The following is a 19,740-nucleotide window of genomic DNA, read 5'->3' on the forward strand; positions in this document are numbered from 1 at the left end:
TTATACTCAGACTTATGCGCAATGGCCCGATTTAGCAATCTTTTGGCGTTCCTTGATGGCACGCGGACTGTTACGCCGTGATGATGGAGCAGGCGCTATGACGATCAACGACGACGATCCACAGGAGATTGTGACCGACGCCGGAACAGCACGCAGCCCCCGGGGGACCGGCCGCCGCCTGCACGGCGCGGTGGCGCACAAGCTGGGCACCGCGATCCTGTCGGGCGAATATGCGCCCGGCGACACGCTGGCCGGGGAAGTCGATTTCTCCAAGACGCTCGACGTGTCGCGAAGCGCGTACCGCGAGGCCGTGCAGGTGCTGACCGCCAAGGGGCTGGTCGAGAGCCGGCCCAAGATCGGCACGCGCGTCCTGCCCCGCAGCCGTTGGAACCTGCTTGATCCCGACGTGCTCGCCTGGGCATTCGCGGCCGAGCCCGACATCATGTTCGTGCGCGACCTGTTCGAACTGCGCGCAATCGTCGAACCGGCCGCCGCCGCGCTGGCGGCCGAGCGCCGCGACCGCGCCGATCTGAAGATCATGAAGGACGCGCTCACCGCGATGCGTCGCCACACGCTCGCGACCGAGGCGGGCCGCGCGGCGGATCGCGAATTCCATGACGCCGTGCTGACCGCGACGCGGAACGACGCGCTGATCGTGCTGAGCGCCAGCATCGGCGCGGCGGTCAACTGGACCACGCAGTACAAGCAACGCGCCCGCGCGCTGCCCCGCAACCCGATCCCCGATCATGTGCTGGTCTATGACGCGATCGCAGCCGGCGATGCCGCGGCGGCAAGTGCCGCGATGCGCACGCTGGTCGACCTGGCACTGGAAGATACGAAGGCAGCGATGCAGCGCTGAACGCGCCGCATCGCCGATATCCGGATCATCCGACCGCGACCGGCTCGGGCAGCGCATGCGTCACGCGCGATCCCCAGAGCGCGTAGAACAGGATGTAGAGTTCACACGCCGCGGTCAGCAGGAACGAGATCTGCAGGCCATAACGGTCCGCAAGCCAGCCCTGCACGATCACCAGCGCACCACCCGCGATCGCCATGATCAGCAGCCCCGACCCCTCTTCCGTCAGCGGTCCGAGCCCGCGGATGCCGAGCGTGAAGATCGTCGGGAACATGATCGAATGGAACAGCCCGACCGAGATCAGCGCCCACATCGCGACATGCCCGGTGGTGAAGGTGGCGACCAGCATCACGACGAACGCGCCGATGCTGGCCAGCGCCAGGACGTGCTCCGCCGGAACGCTGCGCATGATGACGCTGCCGACCAGCCGCCCGACCATCATCCCGCCCCACAGGATGAACAGATAGTGCGAGGCCTGCTCGTGCGTCAGATTGCCGATCTGCGGCTGGCTGACGAAATTGATGAACAGGTTGGCGACGCCGATCTCGGCGATCAGATAGATGAAGATTGCCGGGATGCCGAGCACGAGGTTGCGATGCGACCAAAGCGACAGGCCCTTGCGATCGGCCTTTGCCGAACGCTGCGTCGCTGCCCCCATCGCCGGCAGCGGGAAGCGCGCGATGACGACCGCGAGCACGACCAGCACGCCCGCGACGATGAGATAGGGCAGCACGACAGACTGCGCGTCGGCCAGTCGCTCGGCGGGCGTCAGTACCGCGGTGGAACCGGCGACCGCCGTGCCCGAGGTCGAGCGGCCGAGGATCAGATAGCCGCCGAATAAGGGCGCGAGCGTCGCGCCCGCCGAATTGAACGCCTGGACCAGGTTCAGTCGCGACGACGCGGTCTCGGGCGGGCCGACGACCGCGACATAGGGGTTCGCCGCGACCTGAAGCAGCGTGATGCCGCTGGCGATCACGAACAGGGCGAACAGCGTCACGCCATAAGACGGCAGCCGCGCGGCGGGCACCATCATCAATGCGCCCGCGGCCATCAAGCCGAGCCCGAACACCATCGCGCGCTGATAGCCGACGCGCTCGATCAGCTTGGCGGACGGGATCGACGCGAAGAAATAGGCGATGAACCAGACGCTCTCGATCAGCGTGGTCTGTGTGTAGCTGAGGTCGAACACACTGCGCAGATGCGGCAGCAGCGTGTTGTTGATGACCGTGATGAAGCCCCACATGAAGAACAGGCTGGCCAGCAAGGTCAGCGCGGATCGGTAACTCGGCCCCTCCGCGCTGCCCCCTGCCCCCGGTGCAGCGCCTGCGATCGTCCCGTGCGTCTGTATCGGCATCGCCATAGTCATCATCCTCCGTGCCATGTCGGCGACTGAGCATCAGTCTTTTCCCGCATGGCTTGCTCAGAAATATATTGTCCGACTATATACCCCCATAAGGCGCGTCAACGGCGTCAGACGATCAGGATAGGAACCGGAATGAGCGGAATCGGAAAAACGGGGATCATCTTGGCAACTCTCTTAGCCGCTCTGGCAGCGCCAGCGGCGAACGCGGCCGATGCCAAGCGCACCCCCGCGGGTACGCTGCGCGACGGCACGGCGATTGAGGCGATCACGCTCAGCAACGCGCACGGCGTCTCGGCGCGCATCCTGTCCTACGGCGCGACGCTGCAATCGCTGATGGCGCCCGACCGGGCCGGCAAGGTCGCCGACGTCGTGCTCGGCTATGACGACCTCGCCTCCTATGTCGACCATCCCAATTTCTTCGGCGTGACGGTCGGACGCTTCGCCAACCGCATCGCCGGCGGCCGCTTCACACTCGACGGCAAGGCCTATCAGCTGCCGCTCAACGACAAGGTCAATTCGCTGCACGGCGGCGGCAAGGGTTTCGACAAGGTCGCGTGGAAAGTCCTGTCGATCAAGGACGGCCCGACCGCGACGCTCGTGCTCGGCCACCGCAGCGCGGATGGCGAGTCCGGCTATCCGGGCAACCTCGACGTCACCGTCACCTATACGCTCGACGAAGCGGGCAATCTGGGCATCGCCTATGATGCCAGGACCGACAAGCCGACGATCGTGAACATGACCAATCACGCGATCTTCGACCTTGGTGGCGAGGGATCGGCGATGGGCGCGAACGGTCACCGACTGACGATCCCCGCCAAGGCGATCACGCCGGTCGACGACAAGCTGATCCCGACCGGTGCGTTGCAGCCCGTCCAGGGGACCGTGTTCGACTTCCGCAACGGCCGGATCGTCGGCGAAGGGCTTCGCGACGGTCGCGACCAGCAGATCCGCTACGGCCACGGCTACGATCACAATTTCGCGCTCGACAAGGGCGTTACCGCCAAGCCCGAGCTCGCCGCGCGGCTCGAGGACCCTGCGTCGGGCCGTGTGCTCGAAGTCCTGTCGACCGAGCCGGGCGTACAATTCTACACCGGCAATTTTCTTGACGGGACGTTCATCGGCAAGCACGGCCATCTCTACCGGATGGGCGATGGTATCGCGCTGGAACCGCAGAAATTTCCGGACGCACCGAACAAGCCGAATTTTGTCTCTGCGCGTGTCGATCCGGGCAAGCCCTATCATCACGCCATGATCTACCGCGTCTCCGTCGCTCGCTGATATTCGACCTGCTTACCCCGGAAAGCCTCTCATGACCGACTTGCCCAAACTCCGCAGCCGCGCGTGGTTCGACAATCCCGAGAATATCGACATGACCGCGCTCTATCTGGAGCGCTATCTGAACTTCGGATTGAGCCTTGAGGAACTGCGCTCGGGCAAGCCGATCATCGGCATCGCCCAGACCGGCAGCGACCTCAGCCCCTGCAACCGCCATCATCTCGTGCTCGCCGAACGGCTGCGCGAAGGCATTCGCGAGGCGGGCGGGATCGCGCTCGAATTCCCGGTCCACCCGATCCAGGAGACCGGAAAGCGCCCGACCGCCGGGCTCGACCGCAACCTCGCCTATCTGGCGCTGGTCGAGGTGCTCTACGGCTATCCGCTCGACGGCGTCGTGCTGACGATCGGCTGCGACAAGACGACGCCCGCCTGCCTGATGGCGGCGGCGACGGTCAACATTCCCGCCATCGCGCTGTCGGTGGGCCCGATGCTCAACGGCTGGCACAAGGGCGAGCGGACCGGCTCGGGGACGATCGTGTGGAAGGCGCGCGAGCTGCTCGCGACCGGTGCGATCGACGATGAGGGCTTCATCAAGCTCGTTGCCTCGTCGGCGCCGTCGACCGGCTATTGCAACACGATGGGCACCGCGACGACGATGAATTCGCTCGCCGAGGCGCTCGGCATGCAGCTGCCCGGCTCGGCCGCGATTCCGGCGCCCTACCGCGACCGCCAGGAGGTCGCGTACAAGACCGGCAAGCGCATCGTCGACATGGTCGCCGAGGATCTGAAGCCCAGCGACATCCTGACCAAGGAGGCGTTCCACAACGCGATCGTCGTCAATTCGGCGATCGGCGGATCGACCAACGCGCCGATCCACCTCGCCGCGATCGCGCGCCATATCGGCGTCGACCTGCCGATCGACGACTGGCAGACGCACGGTCACAAGGTCCCGCTGATGGTCAACCTTCAGCCCGCCGGCGAGTATCTCGGCGAGGATTATTACCATGCCGGCGGGGTGCCAGCGGTGGTCGCCGAGCTGATGAAGCAGGGCCTGATCCACGAAGACGCGATGACCGCCAACGGCAAGAGCATCGGCGACAATTGCCGCACCGCGACGATCGAGGACGAGCGCGTCATCCGCCCGTTCGCGACCCCGCTACTGCAGGATGCCGGCTTCATCGTCCTGCGTGGCAATTTGTTCGACAGCGCGATCATGAAGACGAGCGTCATCTCGCCGGAATTCCGCGAACGCTATCTCAGCAATCCTGACGATCCCGAAGCGTTCGAAGGCCCCGCGGTCGTGTTCGACGGCCCCGAGGACTATCATCACCGGATCGACGATCCGTCGCTCGGCATCACCACCGATACGCTGCTGTTCATGCGCGGTGCCGGCCCGATCGGCTATCCGGGTGCCGCCGAAGTCGTCAACATGCGTCCGCCCGCTTATCTGATCCGCGAAGGCGTTCACGCGCTTCCCTGCATCGGCGACGGTCGCCAGTCGGGCACGTCGGGCTCGCCGTCGATTCTCAATGCCAGCCCCGAGGCGGCTGCAATGGGCGGCCTCGCGCTGATCCGCACCGGCGACCGTGTTCGCATCGATCTCGGCAAGGGCAGCGCCGATGTCCTGATCTCCGATGAGGAACTCGCCGAGCGGCGCCGCACGCTGACCGCGGCGGGCGGCTATGCCTTCCCGCGCTCGCAGACGCCGTGGCAGGAAATCCAGCGCGCCACGGTCGGCCAGATGGAAACCGGTGCCATCCTCGAAGGTGCCGAGAAATATCAGCGCATCGCGCAGACGATGGGCCTGCCGCGCGACAATCACTAGATCTGAGCCGCCGGGTCGCGCACGCCGCGCGGCCCGGCGGGCGCGAACAAATTCCTCGCATAACTTACTATTTTGCATTGCAGCATGGGCTGACGTGATTACTTAGCACGCTAATGACTTCCCCCCGCGCTAAGCTCGAATCCTCCTACGCTCGCACCCTCCTGCCGCTCGCGCGCAGCTGGCGGCAGGCGGCCGACCATGCGCTCCGTGACATGGGGGTGTCGGCATCGACCGGCTGGGCGCTTGTTCAGGTCGGGCGGCTGGGCGACGATGTGCGGCAGATCGATCTCGCTTGTGAACTCGACGTGACACAGGCATCGCTGGTGCGCTCGATCGACCAGATGACCGCCGCCGGGCTTGTCGAGCGCCACCGCGATCCCGCCGATGCGCGGGTCAGCCGGATCCGCCTGACGCCACACGGGCGGCGGCTCGTCACCACGATCGAGGCGAAGTTCGCGACGCTGCGCCATGCGATGCTCGAGGGCGTGCCGGACGACGATCTGGCCACCGCGCTACGTGTTGCGGAACGGCTCGGCGCGCGGTTTGTGGCAGATCGCGGACGATGACGCTGTCGCGTTTCGGGGGGAAGGAGGCGCTCTTCTCGGTCAAATGCTTCGTCGCCGCGATCCTCGCTTATTACATCGCGCTGCGGATCGGTCTGACGCGGCCCTATTGGGCGGTGACGACGTCCTATATCGTCGCGCAGCCACTGGCCGGCGCGGTGTTGTCGAAGGCGGTGTTCCGGGTCGCGGGGACCGTGCTTGGCGCGATTGCCGCGGTCGTGCTCGTGCCGAACCTCGTCAACGCGCCCGAACTCCTGTCGCTCGGCCTCGCGCTGTGGCTCGGGCTGTGCCTCTACATCTCGCTGCTCGACCGGACGCCGCGGGCCTATGTGTTCCTGCTCGCGGGCTATACCGCCAGCATCATCGGTTTTCCGTCGGTTGCGGCGCCGGGCGCGGTCTTCACCATCGCTGCGCTGCGGGTGCAGGAGATCACGATCGGCATCCTGTGCGGCAGTCTGATCCACGGCCTCGTCTTCCCGCAGACCGTCACCGCCGTGCTGCTCGGCCGGATCGACGCGATCCTCGCCGACGCGGAACGCTGGTCGCGCGATTCGCTTGCGGGGGAAAGCGATGCCGCGCTCGACCGCGACCGGCGGCGGCTGGCACTGGACATCAACGAGCTGCACCAGCTTTCCATCCATCTGCCGTTCGACACCGCACGGCTGCTCCCGCGCGTCCGGACGTTGCGCGCACTCCAGGCGGAACTGTCGATGCTGTTGCCGCTGGCGAGCGCGATCGACGACCGGATAGTCGAGCTCAAGCGGGGCGCCGACAGGCCGCGGCCCGAGGCGCTCGCGCTGATCGAGGACGTTCGCGAATGGCTGCGCGATCCCTCTTCGGCATCGGAGCGCGGCGCGCACGCCGATGAACTGATCGCCCGGGCCCGCGCGCTCGAACCCGCGCCCGGCAGCGCGCTGATCTGGCGTGACGCGTTGCGGCTGAGCCTGGTGGCGCGGCTCGGGGAACTGGTCGACGCGCATCGCAAAGTGCGCGACCTGCGCGATCAGATGCGATCGCCGTCGCGCGCGCCCGTCACCCCCGCAGTCGCGCGACTGCTCGCGCGCTCCGCCAGGCGACCGCTCCACCGCGATCGCGGCATCGCGCTGCGAGCGGCCGCCGGCACGGTGATGACGATCCTGCTGGGCTGCGCCTTCTGGATCGGGACCGCATGGACCGACGGTGCGGGCGCGGTGCTGATCGCGGGGGTGTGCTGCGCCTTGTTCGGCAACAGCGACAACCCGGCACCGGCGATCAAGGCGTTCTTCTATGGCACGATCCTCGGCCTGGTCGTGTCGGCCGTCTATGCGTTCGCGATCCTGCCACGCGTGACCGACTTCGTGACGCTCGCCGCGGTGCTCGCGCCGCCGATGCTGATCGGAGGAATGTTCCTCGCGCGGCCGGCAACCTTGCTCGTCACGCTCGGCGCGTTGCTTGGCGGACTTAACACGGTCGGGCTGAACGACCGGTTCGGCGGCGGCTTCGATCAGTTTATGAACGGCGCGATCGCGCAATTGATCGGGACCTTGTTCGCGGTCGTCACGGTCGGCTTGTTCCAGACGATCGGCGCACAGACCAGCGCGCGACGGTTGCTCCGTGCCGGCTGGCGCGAACTCGCGACGCGCGCGGATTCGACCGGCCGGCCCGATACGGCCGGCTGGATCGCGCGGATGCTCGACCGGATCGGCCTGCTCGCACCGCGGCTTGCGCTGCAGGGTGAGGATCCCGGCAAGCCGCTGCTCGATGCGCTGACCGACCTGCGCGTCGGCGTGGCGGTCGGCGAACTGCGCCAGCTCCGGATCGATGGTCCGGTCGACGAGGCGGCGATGATCACGCCGGTGCTGCGCGGGGTCGGCACGCATTACCGCGCACTACGCCCCAACCAGCCGGCGCCCCCCGAACCCGATCTGCTCGCGGGGATCGACCGGGCGCTGGCCGGCTTCGCGTCGAGCATGCCCGAGCGACACCGCACGAGCGTGCTCGCGCTCACCTCGCTGCGCCGCAACCTCTTTCCCTCGGCCCCCGCCTATGCGGGCTCACCGGAGATGCCCGCATGACCGGCGAGATCTCGATCGGCGGTGTCTATCTGCCGACCCTCCTCCTGCTTGCGGTTGCCGCGGTCGTGCTCACGGGCGTCGCTACCCGCCTGCTCGCCTTTGCCGGGGTGTACCGCGCGGTGACCTATCGTCCGCTGGTCGACCTGGCGCTGTTCATCCTCATCCTCGGGCTACTTGCCCTGCTCACCGGACCCTCCGCATGACCTCGCCCCGTCTCAAGTCCCTGCTGGCCCCGCTCGGCCGCTCCGCCGTCACTCTGGTCATCGTCGCGCTCGCGGTGGTCGTCGCGCTTTGGCTGTGGAAGCGCTACGAGAGCGATCCGTGGACGCGCGACGGGCATATCCGGGCCGACATCGTTCGCGTAACGCCCGATGTCGCGGGTCTCGTCACGCGCGTCGCGGTGCAGGACAACCAGACGGTCAAGCCCGGCGACGTGCTGTTCGTGGTCGATCGTCCCCGTTTTGAACTGACGCTTGCGCAATCTGACGCCTCGATCGCGAGCGCGCGCGCGACGCTGCTGCAGGCACGGCGCGAGGCGCAGCGCGACCTCGCGCTGGGCGATCTGGTCGCTAAGGAAACGCACGAACAGAATGTCGCGCGCGTCGCCACCGCCTCGGCGACGCTCGCGCAGGCCCGGAGCGCGCGATCGACCGCGGCGCTGAACCTCGCGCGGACGACGGTGCGGGCGACCGTGCACGGCATCGTCACCAATCTCGACCTGCACCCCGGCGACTATATTGCCGCGGGCGCGCAGGCGATGGCGCTGATCGACACGGACTCGCTTCGGGTCGAGGGCTATTTCGAGGAAACCAAGCTCGGCAGCATCCATCTCGGCGACCCGGTGACCGTGCATCTGATGGGCGAAGCGCAGGCGTTGCACGGTCGAGTCGACAGCATCGCGGCGGGCATCAACGACAGCGAACGGACGAACACGACCAACCTGCTGCCCAATGTGAACCCGACGTTCAACTGGGTCCGCCTCGCACAGCGCATCCCCGTGCGTGTGAAGCTCGTGCAGGTGCCGAAGGGTGTCCCGCTTATCGTCGGGCGGACGGCGACGGTGACGGTGGAACCCAAACTTCAGTCGGGAGCGCCGGCGTGATGCGCACGCGTCTCTCGCCGATCGCCCCTTCTCCTGGACGAGGCGGGATCGCCGCCTCCCCCACCCACCGCGGTCTCGCCACGAGTATCCTCGCGCTCGGCCTCGCCGCCTGCACCACCGCCGGCCCGGACTATGCGCGCCCCGACCACGCCGTCGCCGCGATGCCCGCCGCGCAGGGCGCGTTCGACAGCGGTCACGAGGCCGCGTTCGTCGATGCCCCCCTCCCCGATCACTGGTGGCAACTCTATGGCGATCCCCGCCTCGACGCGTTCGTCGCCGAGGCGCTGGCGGCGAACACCGATCTGCGCGCTGCCGATGCCAATCTCCGCCGTGCCGACGCGGTCGTTGCGGAGGTTGCCGCCGGGCGGACGCTGTCGACCACGATCGGCGGCGGTACGTCGATCGACCGGCCCTATGCGAGCCGCGGCAACCTGCCCGGAACGCTTGACGCCAATCTCGGCATCACCCTCGCCTATCCGCTCGACCTGTCGGGGCGCATCCGGCGCGCGATCGAAGCCGCGCAGGGCGATGCGCAGGCGGTCGCCGCCGCGCGCGACGACGTCCGCGTGACCGTCGCTGCCGAAACCGCGCGCAGCTATGCCGCGGTGTGCACGGCGAACATGGTGCTCGCCGCCAACAGCCAAGTACTTGCCCTCCAGCGCCAGACGCTCGACGTCACGCGCCGCCTGCAACGTGGTGGGCGCGGCACGGCGTTCGACGTCACGCGGGCAAGGACCGCGGTCGACCAGAGCGAGGCGTTGATCCCGTCGCAGGTCGCGACGCGCACCGCCGCGCTCTACCGGCTGGCGACGCTGATGGGTCGGGCACCCGCCGCCTATCCCGCCGAGGTCGCGACCTGCGCGAAGCCCCCCGCCCTCACCCGGCCGCTGCCGATCGGCGACGGTGCCGCGCTGATCCGCCGCCGGCCCGATATCCGTCAGGCCGAACGCGCACTGGCCGCGGCGACCGCGCGGATCGGCATCGCCACCGCAGACCTCTATCCGCAGGTCAGCCTGGGGGGATCCGCCGGGTTCACAGGGCCGGTCTCGACGCTCGGATCCACCAGCGCCTTTCACCGGGGGCTGGGCCCGCTCATCAGCTGGAGCTTCCCGAACCGCCCGGTCGTCCGCGCACGAATCGCGCAGGCCGGCGCTTCGGCGGATCAGGCACTGGCGCAGTTCGACTCGACGACGCTTGAGGCCTTGCGCGAAACCGAGACCGCGCTGTCCGCCTATGCGCGCGAAGGCGACCGCAACGCCGCGCTGTCGCGGGCGCAGGCGAGCGCGGCGACCGCCGCCGGCCAGGCGGGCACGCTCTATCGCTTCGGCCGAACCGATTTCCTGTCGCTGCTGACCGCGCAGGCGGCGCTGACCACGGCGCAGGCCAACCTCGCCGCGTCCGACGCGTTGTTGATCGATCGTCAGGTCGACGTCTTCAAGGCGCTGGGCGGCGGGTGGCAGGCATGAGGCTTCGCCGGCGCGGGCTCGCCGCGATCAACAGCGAAGTCCGCGACGGCATCGTCCCGGCCGCCGGCACGATCGCCCGGGTCGCGCGCGACGCCGGAGCGCCCCCGCACACGCCGAGCAACTACCGCGTCACCGCGCTGATCATCGCCTGCGCCCTGTTCATGGAACAGATGGATTCCACCGTGCTCGCGACGGCGTTGCCGACCATGGCGCGCGATTTCGGCGTGCCAGCGACGAGCATGGGATCGGCACTCACCTCCTATTTGCTGGCGCTGGCGATCTTCATCCCGGCGAGCGGGCGGCTCGCCGACCGGTTCGGATCGCGCACCGTGTTCCGGGCCGCGATCCTGATCTTCGTCGGCGGCTCGATCCTGTGCGGTCAGGCGACCAGCCTGTCGTTCATGATGGGCGCGCGGTTCCTGCAAGGTCTGGGCGGCGCGATGATGATCCCGATCGGGCGTCTCGTCCTGCTTCGCAGCGTCGCCAAGGAAGACATGGTGCAGGCCATGTCGTGGCTGATCATGCCCGCGCTGATCGGTCCGATCCTGGGGCCGCCGGTCGGGGGCGCGATCGTCACCTATCTGGACTGGCGCTGGATCTTCTACCTCAACATCCCGATCGGCATGCTCGGCGTGGCGCTCGTCACCGGCTATATCGGCGATGTGCGCGAGGATCGCCCGGCACGCTTCGACGTCCCCGGCTTCATCCTGTCGGGCGTGTCGCTCGGGTGCCTGTTGTTCGGGTTCGAGATGACCAGCCGCACGGGCGAACTGACGCAGGCCGTCGGGCTCATCGCGGTCGGCCTGGTCGCGGGCGTCGCCTATATCCGCCATGCCAGACGCCGCAGCGATCCGATCCTGGACCTGTCGCTGATGCTGATCCCGACCTTCCGCCTTTCGGTGATCGGCGGATCGCTGACGCGGATCACGCAAGGCGCCCAGCCGTTCCTGTTGCCGATGATGCTCCAGCTCGGCTTCGGCATGACCGCGGCGGCGAGCGGCGCAATCACGATCGCCGGGGCGATCGGTTCGCTGATGATGAAGAGCCTCGCCCCCCGCGTGCTGCGACGGTTCGGATTCCGCAACAGCCTGATCGTCGGCGGCCTGTGTTCGAGCGGCGGCTACGCGGTGTGCGGGCTGTTCCGCCCCGACTGGCCCATCCCCGTCATCTTTGGCGTCCTGATGCTCTCGGGCTTTTTCATGTCGTTCCAGTTCTCCGCCTACAACACGATCGCCTATGACGAGATTCCATCGTCACGGATGAGCAGCGCGACCAGTTTCTACGCAACGTTCCAGCAGCTCATGCTCTCGCTCGGCATCTGCGTCGGCGCGGCCGCGTTGCAGGTCGGCATGCTCGGATCGGGCACGACACGCCCGGTGCTCGCCGATTTCACCCTCGCATTCCTCGTCGTGACGGCGGTGTCGGCGGCCGCCACGATCTGGAACCGCCGTTTTGCCGTCGATGCCGGATCCGATCTCAGCGGACACCGCCAAGTGCCTGCGCGACCCGGGATGGCCGCGGGTCGATAACCCCTCCCGGCACACCGGCGCGGCGATCAGCCCCGGAGGCGTTCCGCGAGAAAGTCGACGAACACCCGGACACGCGCCGGCGTGTTGCTACCGCCGACGAAGAGCGCGTGGATGTGTTCGACGTCGCCCGGATTATACGCCTCGAAGAGCGGGACGAGACGGCCCGCGGCGATATCGTCGACGACGCTGAACGCACCGACGCGCGCGATCCCGACGCCCGCGGCGGCCAGCTGCCCCAATGTTTCGCCGTTATTGGCTTCGATATTGCCGGTCACGACGAGCGCCATGTCTACCCCATCGACACGGAACGGCCAGACGGGTTCGACCCGACGAAAGTTGAAATTCAGGCAGTTGTGCCGGTGCAGCTCCTCGGGCCGGGTCGGGGTACCACGCCGCGCCAGATAGTCGGGTGCCGCGACGATCACCCGCCGGCTCTCGCCGAGCTTCCGGGCGGTCAACAGGCTGTCGACCAGCGGACCGAAGCGGATCGCGACGTCCGCCTGCCCCGCCGCGACGTCGACGATCGTGTCGGTCAACGCGATATCGACGAGGATATGTGGATAGGCCTCGGCAAATGCGCCGAGCAGTGGGACGACGCACAACCGCCCATGCGACAGCGCGGCACTGATCCGCAGCCGTCCCCGGGGCGCGCCCTGATCGGCGATCTGCTGCTCTGCATCGTCGAGGTCGGCGAGGATCCGGCGCGCCGTCTGAAGATAGGCCTGCCCCTCGGCCGTCGGGGTCAGCGCACGGGTCGACCGCAGGAGCAGCCGGATGCCGAGCCGAGCCTCGATCCGGTCGATCGCCCGCGCCACCGCAGACGGCGTCAGTCCGAGCACGCGTCCCGCCCCCGAGAAGCTTCCCTCGCGCATAACCACGGCGAAGATCTCGAGCGCGCGGGCCCGATCAGCCCCCATTCCCGTCTTTGCGTTCAAGTCAAAGGTCCTTCGTCACATCGCCCCCTAATAACGCCCCGCGCGTTGCCCTATTTATGCCTCGAAATCGAAGCCGAGTTAAGTCGCGATCGGGATCATCGGGGCTGCAGATCCAGCCATGCCTGCCGCCCAATCGTCAGCGAGAGGGTTACGCCCGGCTAAGTCCGTCGACGGTCCGAACCGCCCACGTCATCAGGAATACAGCGATGAAATTGAACCCCGGGCTTCTGGCCTTGTCCGTCGGCGCGTTCGGTATCGGCGTGACCGAATTCGCCCCCATGGGCCTGCTCCCCGTCATCGCCGGCGATCTCGGCGTCTCGATCCCGACAGCGGGCCTGCTCATCAGTGCCTATGCGCTCGGCGTGGTCATCGGCGCGCCGCTGATGACGCTGACGACCGGGCGCGTGCCGCGCCGCACGCTGCTGATCATGCTGGCGGGCATCTTCACGATCGGCAACCTGCTCGCCGCAATGTCGACGGGGTACGGCATGCTGATGGCCGCGCGGATCCTGACGTCGTTCAACCACGGCGCGTTCTTCGGGGTCGGGGCGATCGTCGCCTCCAGCCTTGTGCCGCCCGAACGCCGGGCCGGTGCGGTCGCAGCGATGTTCATGGGGCTGACCATCGCCAACGTCGTCGGCGTCCCGCTCGCGACATGGGCGGGCGATCACCTAGGCTGGCGCGCATCGTTCTGGGGCATCTCGGCGCTCGGCCTCGCGACGATGGCGGCGCTGCGGTTGACGCTTCCCGCGTTGCCCGCGCCGATCGGTACGGACCCGAGGGCTGAACTGAGCGTCCTCACGCGCGGGCCGGTGCTGGGTGCGCTCGGCCTGACGGTCGTTGGCGCCAGCGCGATGTTCACCGTCTTCACCTATATCACGCCGATCCTGCGCGAGGTGACGCAGGCGTCGCTCGGCTATGTTACCGCGATGCTGGTGACCTATGGCGTCGGCCTGACGGTCGGCAACTGGCTCGGCGGGCGGTTCGCCGATCGCTCGGTCGACCGGACACTGATCGTGACGCTTGCGCTGCTGACCGCGATCCTGGTCGGCTTCGCCGTGCTGATGCCGTTCAAGGTGCCGACCGCGATCCTCATCTTCCTGTGGGGTGTCGCCAGCTTCGCGCTCGTCCCCCCGCTTCAGGTCCGTGTCATGCACGCCGCCGCCGACGCGCCGAACCTCGCCTCGGCGATGAACATCGGTGCGTTCAACCTGGGCAACGCGATCGGCGCGGCGGTTGGCGGCGGCGTCATTGCGGCAGGCCTCGGCTATCCGGTCGTCGCGCTTGCGGGTGCCGGGGCGTCGGCGCTGGGACTGATCGCGGTCCTGATCGGCGTCCGCCGCCGCGCGACAGCCCCCGCGCCGTCGGCTATTTCCCCCGGCTGTCGAGCGTCTGCGCCGGCAGATGCACGGTGACCGTCTGCGCGATGCTCGCCGCCGAGTCGGCCAGCATGACCTGATAGTCGCCCTCCGCGATCTTCCACGTCGCGGTCGCCGTGTCGAAGGTCGCGAGCAGGCGCGGGTCGATCATCGTCGCTACCGACTGGCTCGCCCCCGGTGCCAGATCGACCTTCTTGAACGCGCCGAGCCGTTTGGGCGCTTCCCAGCCTGGCGCCGCAACATAGACCTGGGCGACGGTCTTGCCTGCGACAGACCCGGTATTGCGGACTGCGAACGTCGCGGCGATGCCCTTCCCCTTTGCTTCGGCCTTCAGACCGTCGAGCGCGAACCGGGTATAGGACAGGCCGTAGCCGAACGGGAACAACGGCTTGCGGCCGGTCTTGTCGAACCACTTATAGCCGATGGCGGCGCCTTCGATGTCGTAATTGCCCATCGGATGCGCGTCACGGTCGAGCTTAGGGTCGCCTTCCAGCACCGGGCGGGGCAGCTGCGACAGCGACGCGGGGAAGGTCGCGGGAAGCCGACCCGACGGATTGACCTCGCCGGTCAGGATACGGGCAATCGCTTCGCCGCCCGCCGTGCCCGGATACCAGGCCTCGATCACCGCGCCGACCTTCGACAGCCACGGCATCACGACCGGCCCGCCCGTCTCGAGCACCACGACGGTCTTGCGGTTGGCGCGGGCGACCGCGTCGATCAGCGCATTCTGCGCATCGTGCAACGCCAGGTCGGGGACGTCGATCGACTCGCCCGTCCACTGTTCGCCAAAGACGATCACGATATCGGCCTTGCGCGCCGCAGCCGCAGCCGCGCGCGGATCCTTGCCGCCGAGATAGGTGACGCGAGCACCGGTTCTGGCCTGCAGCGCAGTCATGGGCGACGATGCGTGATAGGTCTTGGGGCCGGGAAAGCCCTTGTTGAACTCGTCCGGCACGATCAGGCCGCTGGTCGGCGCGTTGTGAGAATAGACCTGCGACGATCCGCCGCCAGACAACACGCCGACATCGGCATGCGCACCGATGAGCAGGATCGACTTCGCCGTTTTCGCCAGGGGCAGCAGATTGGCGTCGTTCTTCAGCAGGACGATGCCCTCCTCGGCATCGCTGCGCGTGACCGCCGCGTGCGCGGTATAGTCGATCGTCGCCGCACGATCGCCGCGGACCGGCGCGTCGAATGCGCCCACCGAGAACATCCCCCACAGCACGCGTCGGGCCATGTCGTCCGCGCGCGTCGTGCTGACATGGCCGTTATTGACCGCTTCGCGCAGCGCTTCGGAGAAATATGGCGACCGATCGAACGCCCAGCCCGATTGCTGGTCGAGCCCGGCATTGGCGGCTTCCGTCGTCGAATGGGCAGCTCCCCAGTCCGACATCACATAGCCCTTGAACCCCCAGTCCTTCTTCAGGACCGTGTTCAGCAGCCAGTCGTTCTCGCACGCATAATGACCGTTGACGCGATTGTACGAGCACATCACCGAACCCGGCTGACCGATCTCGTTGGCGATTTGGAACGCCAGCAGATCCGACTGGCGCGCCGCTTGCTCACCGATGCGGTGATCGATCGTGAAGCGGTTGGTTTCCTGCCCGTTGAACGCGTAATGCTTCATCGTCGAGACGACATGCTCGGACTGGATTCCCTTGATCGCATGCCCCGTCATGACGCCCGCGAGCAGCGGGTCCTCGCCGCCATATTCGAAATTGCGGCCGTTACGGGGTTCGCGCAGCAGGTTCATGCCGCCCGCCAGTTGCACGTTGAAGCCCGACAGGAACGCCTCGTTGCCGATCATCGCGCCACCGGCTTCGGCGAGCGCCGGGTTCCACGTCGCCGCGGTCAATATTCCCGATGGCAACGACGTGCGCAGCCGCGGGGTTGCGCTGCGCTGGCTGGCGACACCGACCCCCGCATCGGTCTGCCACTGGCTCGGGATACCCAGCCGCGCGATGCCCGGAACGATCCCCGCGGATCCCGGCAAGCCGTCCTTCGGAAATTCCCAGTTCTTGGTCGGCGTCTTGAGCCAGGCGGCATCGGTCGAAAAATAGCCGAAGGTCAGCTGCAGCTTCTCGTCGAGCGTCATCTCCTTGAGGATGAGATCGGCGCGGACGGACGGATCGAGACTCGTATCCATCCACGGCCGCGCGACCGGCGCATCGGTCTTCGCCGCCGCCGCCGCGGGCGCGTTGTTCGTCGTTTGCGCCAGCGCGGGCGAAACCCCGATTACACCGACCAGCACCGCGCTGCGCAGCAAGACGTTCAGGAGCGATCGGGTACCGCGCGTCATCATCACATTTCTCTCTCTACATGCCGTCTCTGGACGGCCGGCGCATGCCGTCCCGCCTGGTCTCGTTTCGCCCGATCTAGCCCGGCATTCGTTGCGGCGTCCAGATGTCCGCCGCGACTGTTCAGGCCCGAAGGGATTTCGCGTCCGTGCCCCCTCGCGCGGCCATCAACGCGGGCGCTGCACCGTGATCGCCTTGCCCGCATAGGTCACCGTCGCATCGGCGGTATCGGCGTCGGTCACCGGCTTGCCGGGCGTGAACCAGCGCACGTTGATCGTGCGGGATGTCGCCATGCCCTTGAAGCCCTTGCCCTCGCGCGCACCGAGCGACAGCGTGCCCGCTGCATCGTCATACCGCATCGGAATGCGCGCAAACGCACCGCCGCGATATTGCTCGCTGCGACCGTCATCCTCGTACAGGCTGAACTGTCCGCTGGCGCCGGTATAGACGGTCACCGTCACGGGTGCGTCGGGCAGGTCATCGACATGCTGGCGGACAGGCCCCATCGGCACGATCGCCCCCGCCTTCACGAACAGCGGCATGCGCGTATAGAGCGCGGGCGCTGTGATCGTCTGGCCGCCGCGATACGTCTGGCCGGACTGGAAATCATACCAGAGCGTTGCTGCACCCGGCAGATACACCGACCGCGAGCGTGCCTTGTAGTCGGTGACCGGCGCGACCAGGAACGCATGGCCGAACATATACTGGTCGTTGATCCGGCGCGCCTTCACGTCGTCGGGATAATCCATCACCATGCCCCGCATGATGCTGCCGTCCTTGAACCACGTCTCCGCAGCGAGCGTGTAGATATACGGCATCAGACGATAGCGAAGCTGATCATACCAGAGCATCGAGGCGCGCATCGGCGTGCCCTCGGGCGCGATCTCGTAAATCTCGCGGTACGGGCTCTCACCATGGCTGCGGAACAACGGGCTGAACGCGCCGAACTGGAACCAGCGCAGGTTGAGCTCGCGCCATTCGTCGAGATCGGCAGGCTTGGGCGTCTTGCTCGCATAGCGATCCTCGAGCGCGAAGCCGCCGATGTCGTGGGTCCAGTTCGGGATGCCGGACATCGACGCGTTGACGCCCGCGGAGACCTGCGCGCGCAGGTCATACCAGCGGCTGGCGACATCACCCGACCAGATCGCGGCCCCCTCGCGCTGCAGTCCGCCAAAGCCCGAACGGGTCAAGATGAACGGCCGGACATCGGGCTTGTACTGGCGCCAGCCGTCATAGACCGCGCCGGCATGGACCAGCGGGAAGCTGTTGAAGTATTCCTCCGCCGGCCCGCGCGCGGTCGGGCCCATCGCCGCGATCCGCTCAGGGATCGACAGGTTCGAATGGATGTCCGGCTCCGACGCATCGAGCCACCAGGCGTCGATGCCGAACTTTGCCAGGCTGTCGCGCATCTGCCGCCAGAAGATCGTCCGCGCCTCGGGCGCATAGGGATCATAGTCGGTATTGGCGTAGCCGGGCCCGACCCAGTCCTTGTTCGCCATCTTCAGATTGCCGTCATAGGTGAAACCCTTGGCCGCCAGCTCCTTGTAATTGTCGGTGGTCGGGTAGAATTTCGGCCAGACGGAGATCATGAAGTTCGCGTTCAGATCGTGGAGCTGGTCGACCATCTTCTGCGGCTCTGGAAAGCGCGTCTTGTCGAACTGATGGCTGCCCCAGGCGTTTTCGGGCCAGTAGAACCAGTCCTGGACGATGTTGTCGAGCGGGATGCGGAGGTCGCGATACTTGCGCACCACGTCGACGACCTCATCCTGCGTGTTGTAGCGCTGGCGCGACTGCCAGAAGCCATAGGCCCATTTGGGCATCATGACGGCCTTGCCGGTCAGCTTGCGATAGCCCGCAATCACGTCGTCCATGTCGCTGCCGGGCACGTACCAGTAATTGACCGACCGCGCGACGTCGCTTGTAAACCAGGCCGAGTGGCGATCGGCCTGGGGCAGCGGATCATTGTGGAGCAGCGCGATATATCCGGCGTTCGGATCCCATTCGATGCGGATCTCCGCCGCCTTGCCTTTGGTCATCGGCAGGTCGAAATTGGCGTACCAGGGATTCCAGTTCTGACGCCAGCGGTTGAGCACCTCGCGCCCGTCGACGAACACCTTGAAATAGCTCGATCCATAGAGCTGGAATTTATGACCGCCCGTCTGGTCGGGCGTGACGCGGCCGGTCCATACGACCCGCTGCGTCTGGGCCGCATTGCCGGCCGTATTCTGGCCGCCGGTCGCCGCCACCGTGCGCGCCTTGGCCGCCTCGGGCCAGTTCGCCTGGTCTTTGATATACTGATAGTTGATCGTGGCTTCCTGGCGCGTGACCGCCAGCTTGCCGTCGAGATAATAGTTGGCGGTGAAGCCCGGCTTGCCGTTGCTCGTCACGCGCAGGCCCGTGTCGGTTCCCGCGCCGACCAGGTCATACGGCTTGGGATTGCCGAACCGGGTGATCCCGTCATTGTCCCACAGGATGCCGTACTTGCCGGTCGAAACCAGGAAGGGCACGGCGATGTCCATGTTGTGTTGCGCGAGTTCGACGTCCTCGCCGTTGTAATCCATCTGCGCGTTCTGATGCTGGCCGAGCCCGTAAAAGGCCTCGTCGGTACCGCGGTTGAACTGTTGTGACGCCGTGACATATTGCCGCCCGTCGACCGTCTTCGGCAGGAAGCGGCGCGTATTGGCCTCGTCGAGCACCGTCTTGCCGGTGGCGTCGAGGAACCGGACATGCCCGGTCGCGAGGTCGACGTCCGCCGTATCCCGCGCCGTCTTGATGAGGACATGCCCTGCCCGCTCCGTCACCGTGTACGCGCCCGCCTTGGGCGGGCTCGGCACCATCAGGCTCGCCGCGCGGGTCGCGCCGAGCGAAGTCGCCGGGGCGGCGACGACGTGGATGATCCCGTCGCCGTGAACCGTGACCTCTACGCGCGCGGTCGCGCCGCCTGCGGGGGTCACGGCAATGCCGCCGTCGATCTTCTCGTACCCGCCGGGCGCAGCGGCGTGCGCGGAGGCGATCGCGCTGCTCGCCAGCAACAGGGTCAGGAATGGCTTGGTCATCTTACTCTCCAGCAGTGCCGACGCAGCCCGCGGCGCGTCG

14 protein-coding genes are annotated in these 19,740 nt (G+C 67.2%); 10 read left to right on the top strand and 4 right to left on the bottom strand.

Translation table 11 applies throughout. The features are described 5' to 3' along the window. Positions 1 to 97: 97 nt before the first annotated feature. On the top strand, positions 98 to 859 hold the full coding sequence (locus tag FHY04_RS05680; protein ID WP_056407587.1) for a FadR/GntR family transcriptional regulator: 762 nt from the start codon (positions 98 to 100) through the stop codon (positions 857 to 859). A 25-nt stretch (positions 860 to 884) separates the two neighbouring features. Here FHY04_RS05680 and FHY04_RS05685 read toward each other — a convergent pair whose 3' ends face one another. After that, positions 885 to 2,216 (bottom strand): sugar MFS transporter, encoded by a 1,332-nt coding sequence (locus FHY04_RS05685; RefSeq protein WP_183935740.1) that lies wholly within the window; start codon positions 2,214 to 2,216, stop codon positions 885 to 887. Between the two features lie 135 nt (positions 2,217 to 2,351). Here FHY04_RS05685 and FHY04_RS05690 point away from each other — a divergent pair, with 135 nt between their 5' ends. The 8 genes from FHY04_RS05690 to FHY04_RS05725 all read left to right on the top strand — a co-directional run bounded on the left by FHY04_RS05690 (position 2,352) and on the right by FHY04_RS05725 (position 12,033). Further along, positions 2,352 to 3,497, top strand: a complete 1,146-nt coding sequence (locus FHY04_RS05690) for an aldose epimerase family protein (RefSeq protein WP_159510644.1) — start codon at positions 2,352 to 2,354, stop codon at positions 3,495 to 3,497. A 31-nt stretch (positions 3,498 to 3,528) separates the two neighbouring features. Further along, positions 3,529 to 5,319, top strand: a complete 1,791-nt coding sequence (locus tag FHY04_RS05695) for an IlvD/Edd family dehydratase (RefSeq protein ID WP_183935741.1) — start codon at positions 3,529 to 3,531, stop codon at positions 5,317 to 5,319. 113 nt (positions 5,320 to 5,432) lie between these two features. After that, entirely contained in the window at positions 5,433 to 5,885 is a 453-nt protein-coding gene (locus FHY04_RS05700) for a MarR family winged helix-turn-helix transcriptional regulator (RefSeq protein ID WP_056407583.1), read from the top strand. After that, positions 5,882 to 7,936: an FUSC family protein gene (locus FHY04_RS05705; RefSeq protein WP_183935742.1), complete on the top strand. Its 2,055-nt coding sequence runs from the start codon at positions 5,882 to 5,884 to the stop codon at positions 7,934 to 7,936. Before FHY04_RS05700 ends, FHY04_RS05705 begins: the two co-directional genes overlap by 4 nt. Next, positions 7,933 to 8,139 carry a DUF1656 domain-containing protein gene (locus tag FHY04_RS05710; RefSeq protein WP_031394920.1) on the top strand — a complete coding sequence of 69 codons (207 nt, stop codon included), beginning with the start codon at positions 7,933 to 7,935 and terminating at the stop codon, positions 8,137 to 8,139. Before FHY04_RS05705 ends, FHY04_RS05710 begins: the two co-directional genes overlap by 4 nt. Continuing rightward, positions 8,136 to 9,038, top strand: coding sequence for an efflux RND transporter periplasmic adaptor subunit (locus FHY04_RS05715; protein WP_183935743.1), 903 nt, complete (start codon positions 8,136 to 8,138; stop codon positions 9,036 to 9,038). Before FHY04_RS05710 ends, FHY04_RS05715 begins: the two co-directional genes overlap by 4 nt. Beyond that, the gene (locus FHY04_RS05720) at positions 9,035 to 10,504 is read left to right on the top strand and encodes a TolC family protein (protein WP_311723822.1); all 1,470 of its coding nucleotides are present in this window, start codon (positions 9,035 to 9,037) and stop codon (positions 10,502 to 10,504) included. Before FHY04_RS05715 ends, FHY04_RS05720 begins: the two co-directional genes overlap by 4 nt. Further along, entirely contained in the window at positions 10,501 to 12,033 is a 1,533-nt protein-coding gene (locus FHY04_RS05725; RefSeq protein WP_183935744.1) for an MFS transporter, read from the top strand. Before FHY04_RS05720 ends, FHY04_RS05725 begins: the two co-directional genes overlap by 4 nt. Before the next feature lie 26 nt (positions 12,034 to 12,059). On the opposite strand, the gene FHY04_RS05730 is transcribed toward FHY04_RS05725, so the two are convergent. Beyond that, positions 12,060 to 12,950: a LysR family transcriptional regulator gene (locus tag FHY04_RS05730; RefSeq protein ID WP_183935856.1), complete on the bottom strand. Its 891-nt coding sequence runs from the start codon at positions 12,948 to 12,950 to the stop codon at positions 12,060 to 12,062. A 224-nt stretch (positions 12,951 to 13,174) separates the two neighbouring features. On the opposite strand from FHY04_RS05730, the gene FHY04_RS05735 reads away from it, so the two are divergent. Continuing rightward, positions 13,175 to 14,383: an MFS transporter gene (locus tag FHY04_RS05735; protein WP_183935745.1), complete on the top strand. Its 1,209-nt coding sequence runs from the start codon at positions 13,175 to 13,177 to the stop codon at positions 14,381 to 14,383. Here the strand turns inward: FHY04_RS05735 and FHY04_RS05740 are convergent. Further along, entirely contained in the window at positions 14,337 to 16,646 is a 2,310-nt protein-coding gene (locus FHY04_RS05740) for a glycoside hydrolase family 3 C-terminal domain-containing protein (RefSeq protein ID WP_221211682.1), read from the bottom strand. The two genes, FHY04_RS05735 and FHY04_RS05740, sit on opposite strands and share 47 nt — an antisense overlap. Before the next feature lie 165 nt (positions 16,647 to 16,811). Beyond that, entirely contained in the window at positions 16,812 to 19,700 is a 2,889-nt protein-coding gene (locus tag FHY04_RS05745; protein WP_183935747.1) for a TIM-barrel domain-containing protein, read from the bottom strand. Positions 19,701 to 19,740: the final 40 nt, after the last annotated feature.

Origin of the sequence: Sphingomonas sp. BK481 (assembly GCF_014194875.1) — a bacterium.
GTDB classification, from domain to species: Bacteria; Pseudomonadota; Alphaproteobacteria; order Sphingomonadales; family Sphingomonadaceae; genus Sphingomonas; species Sphingomonas aerolata.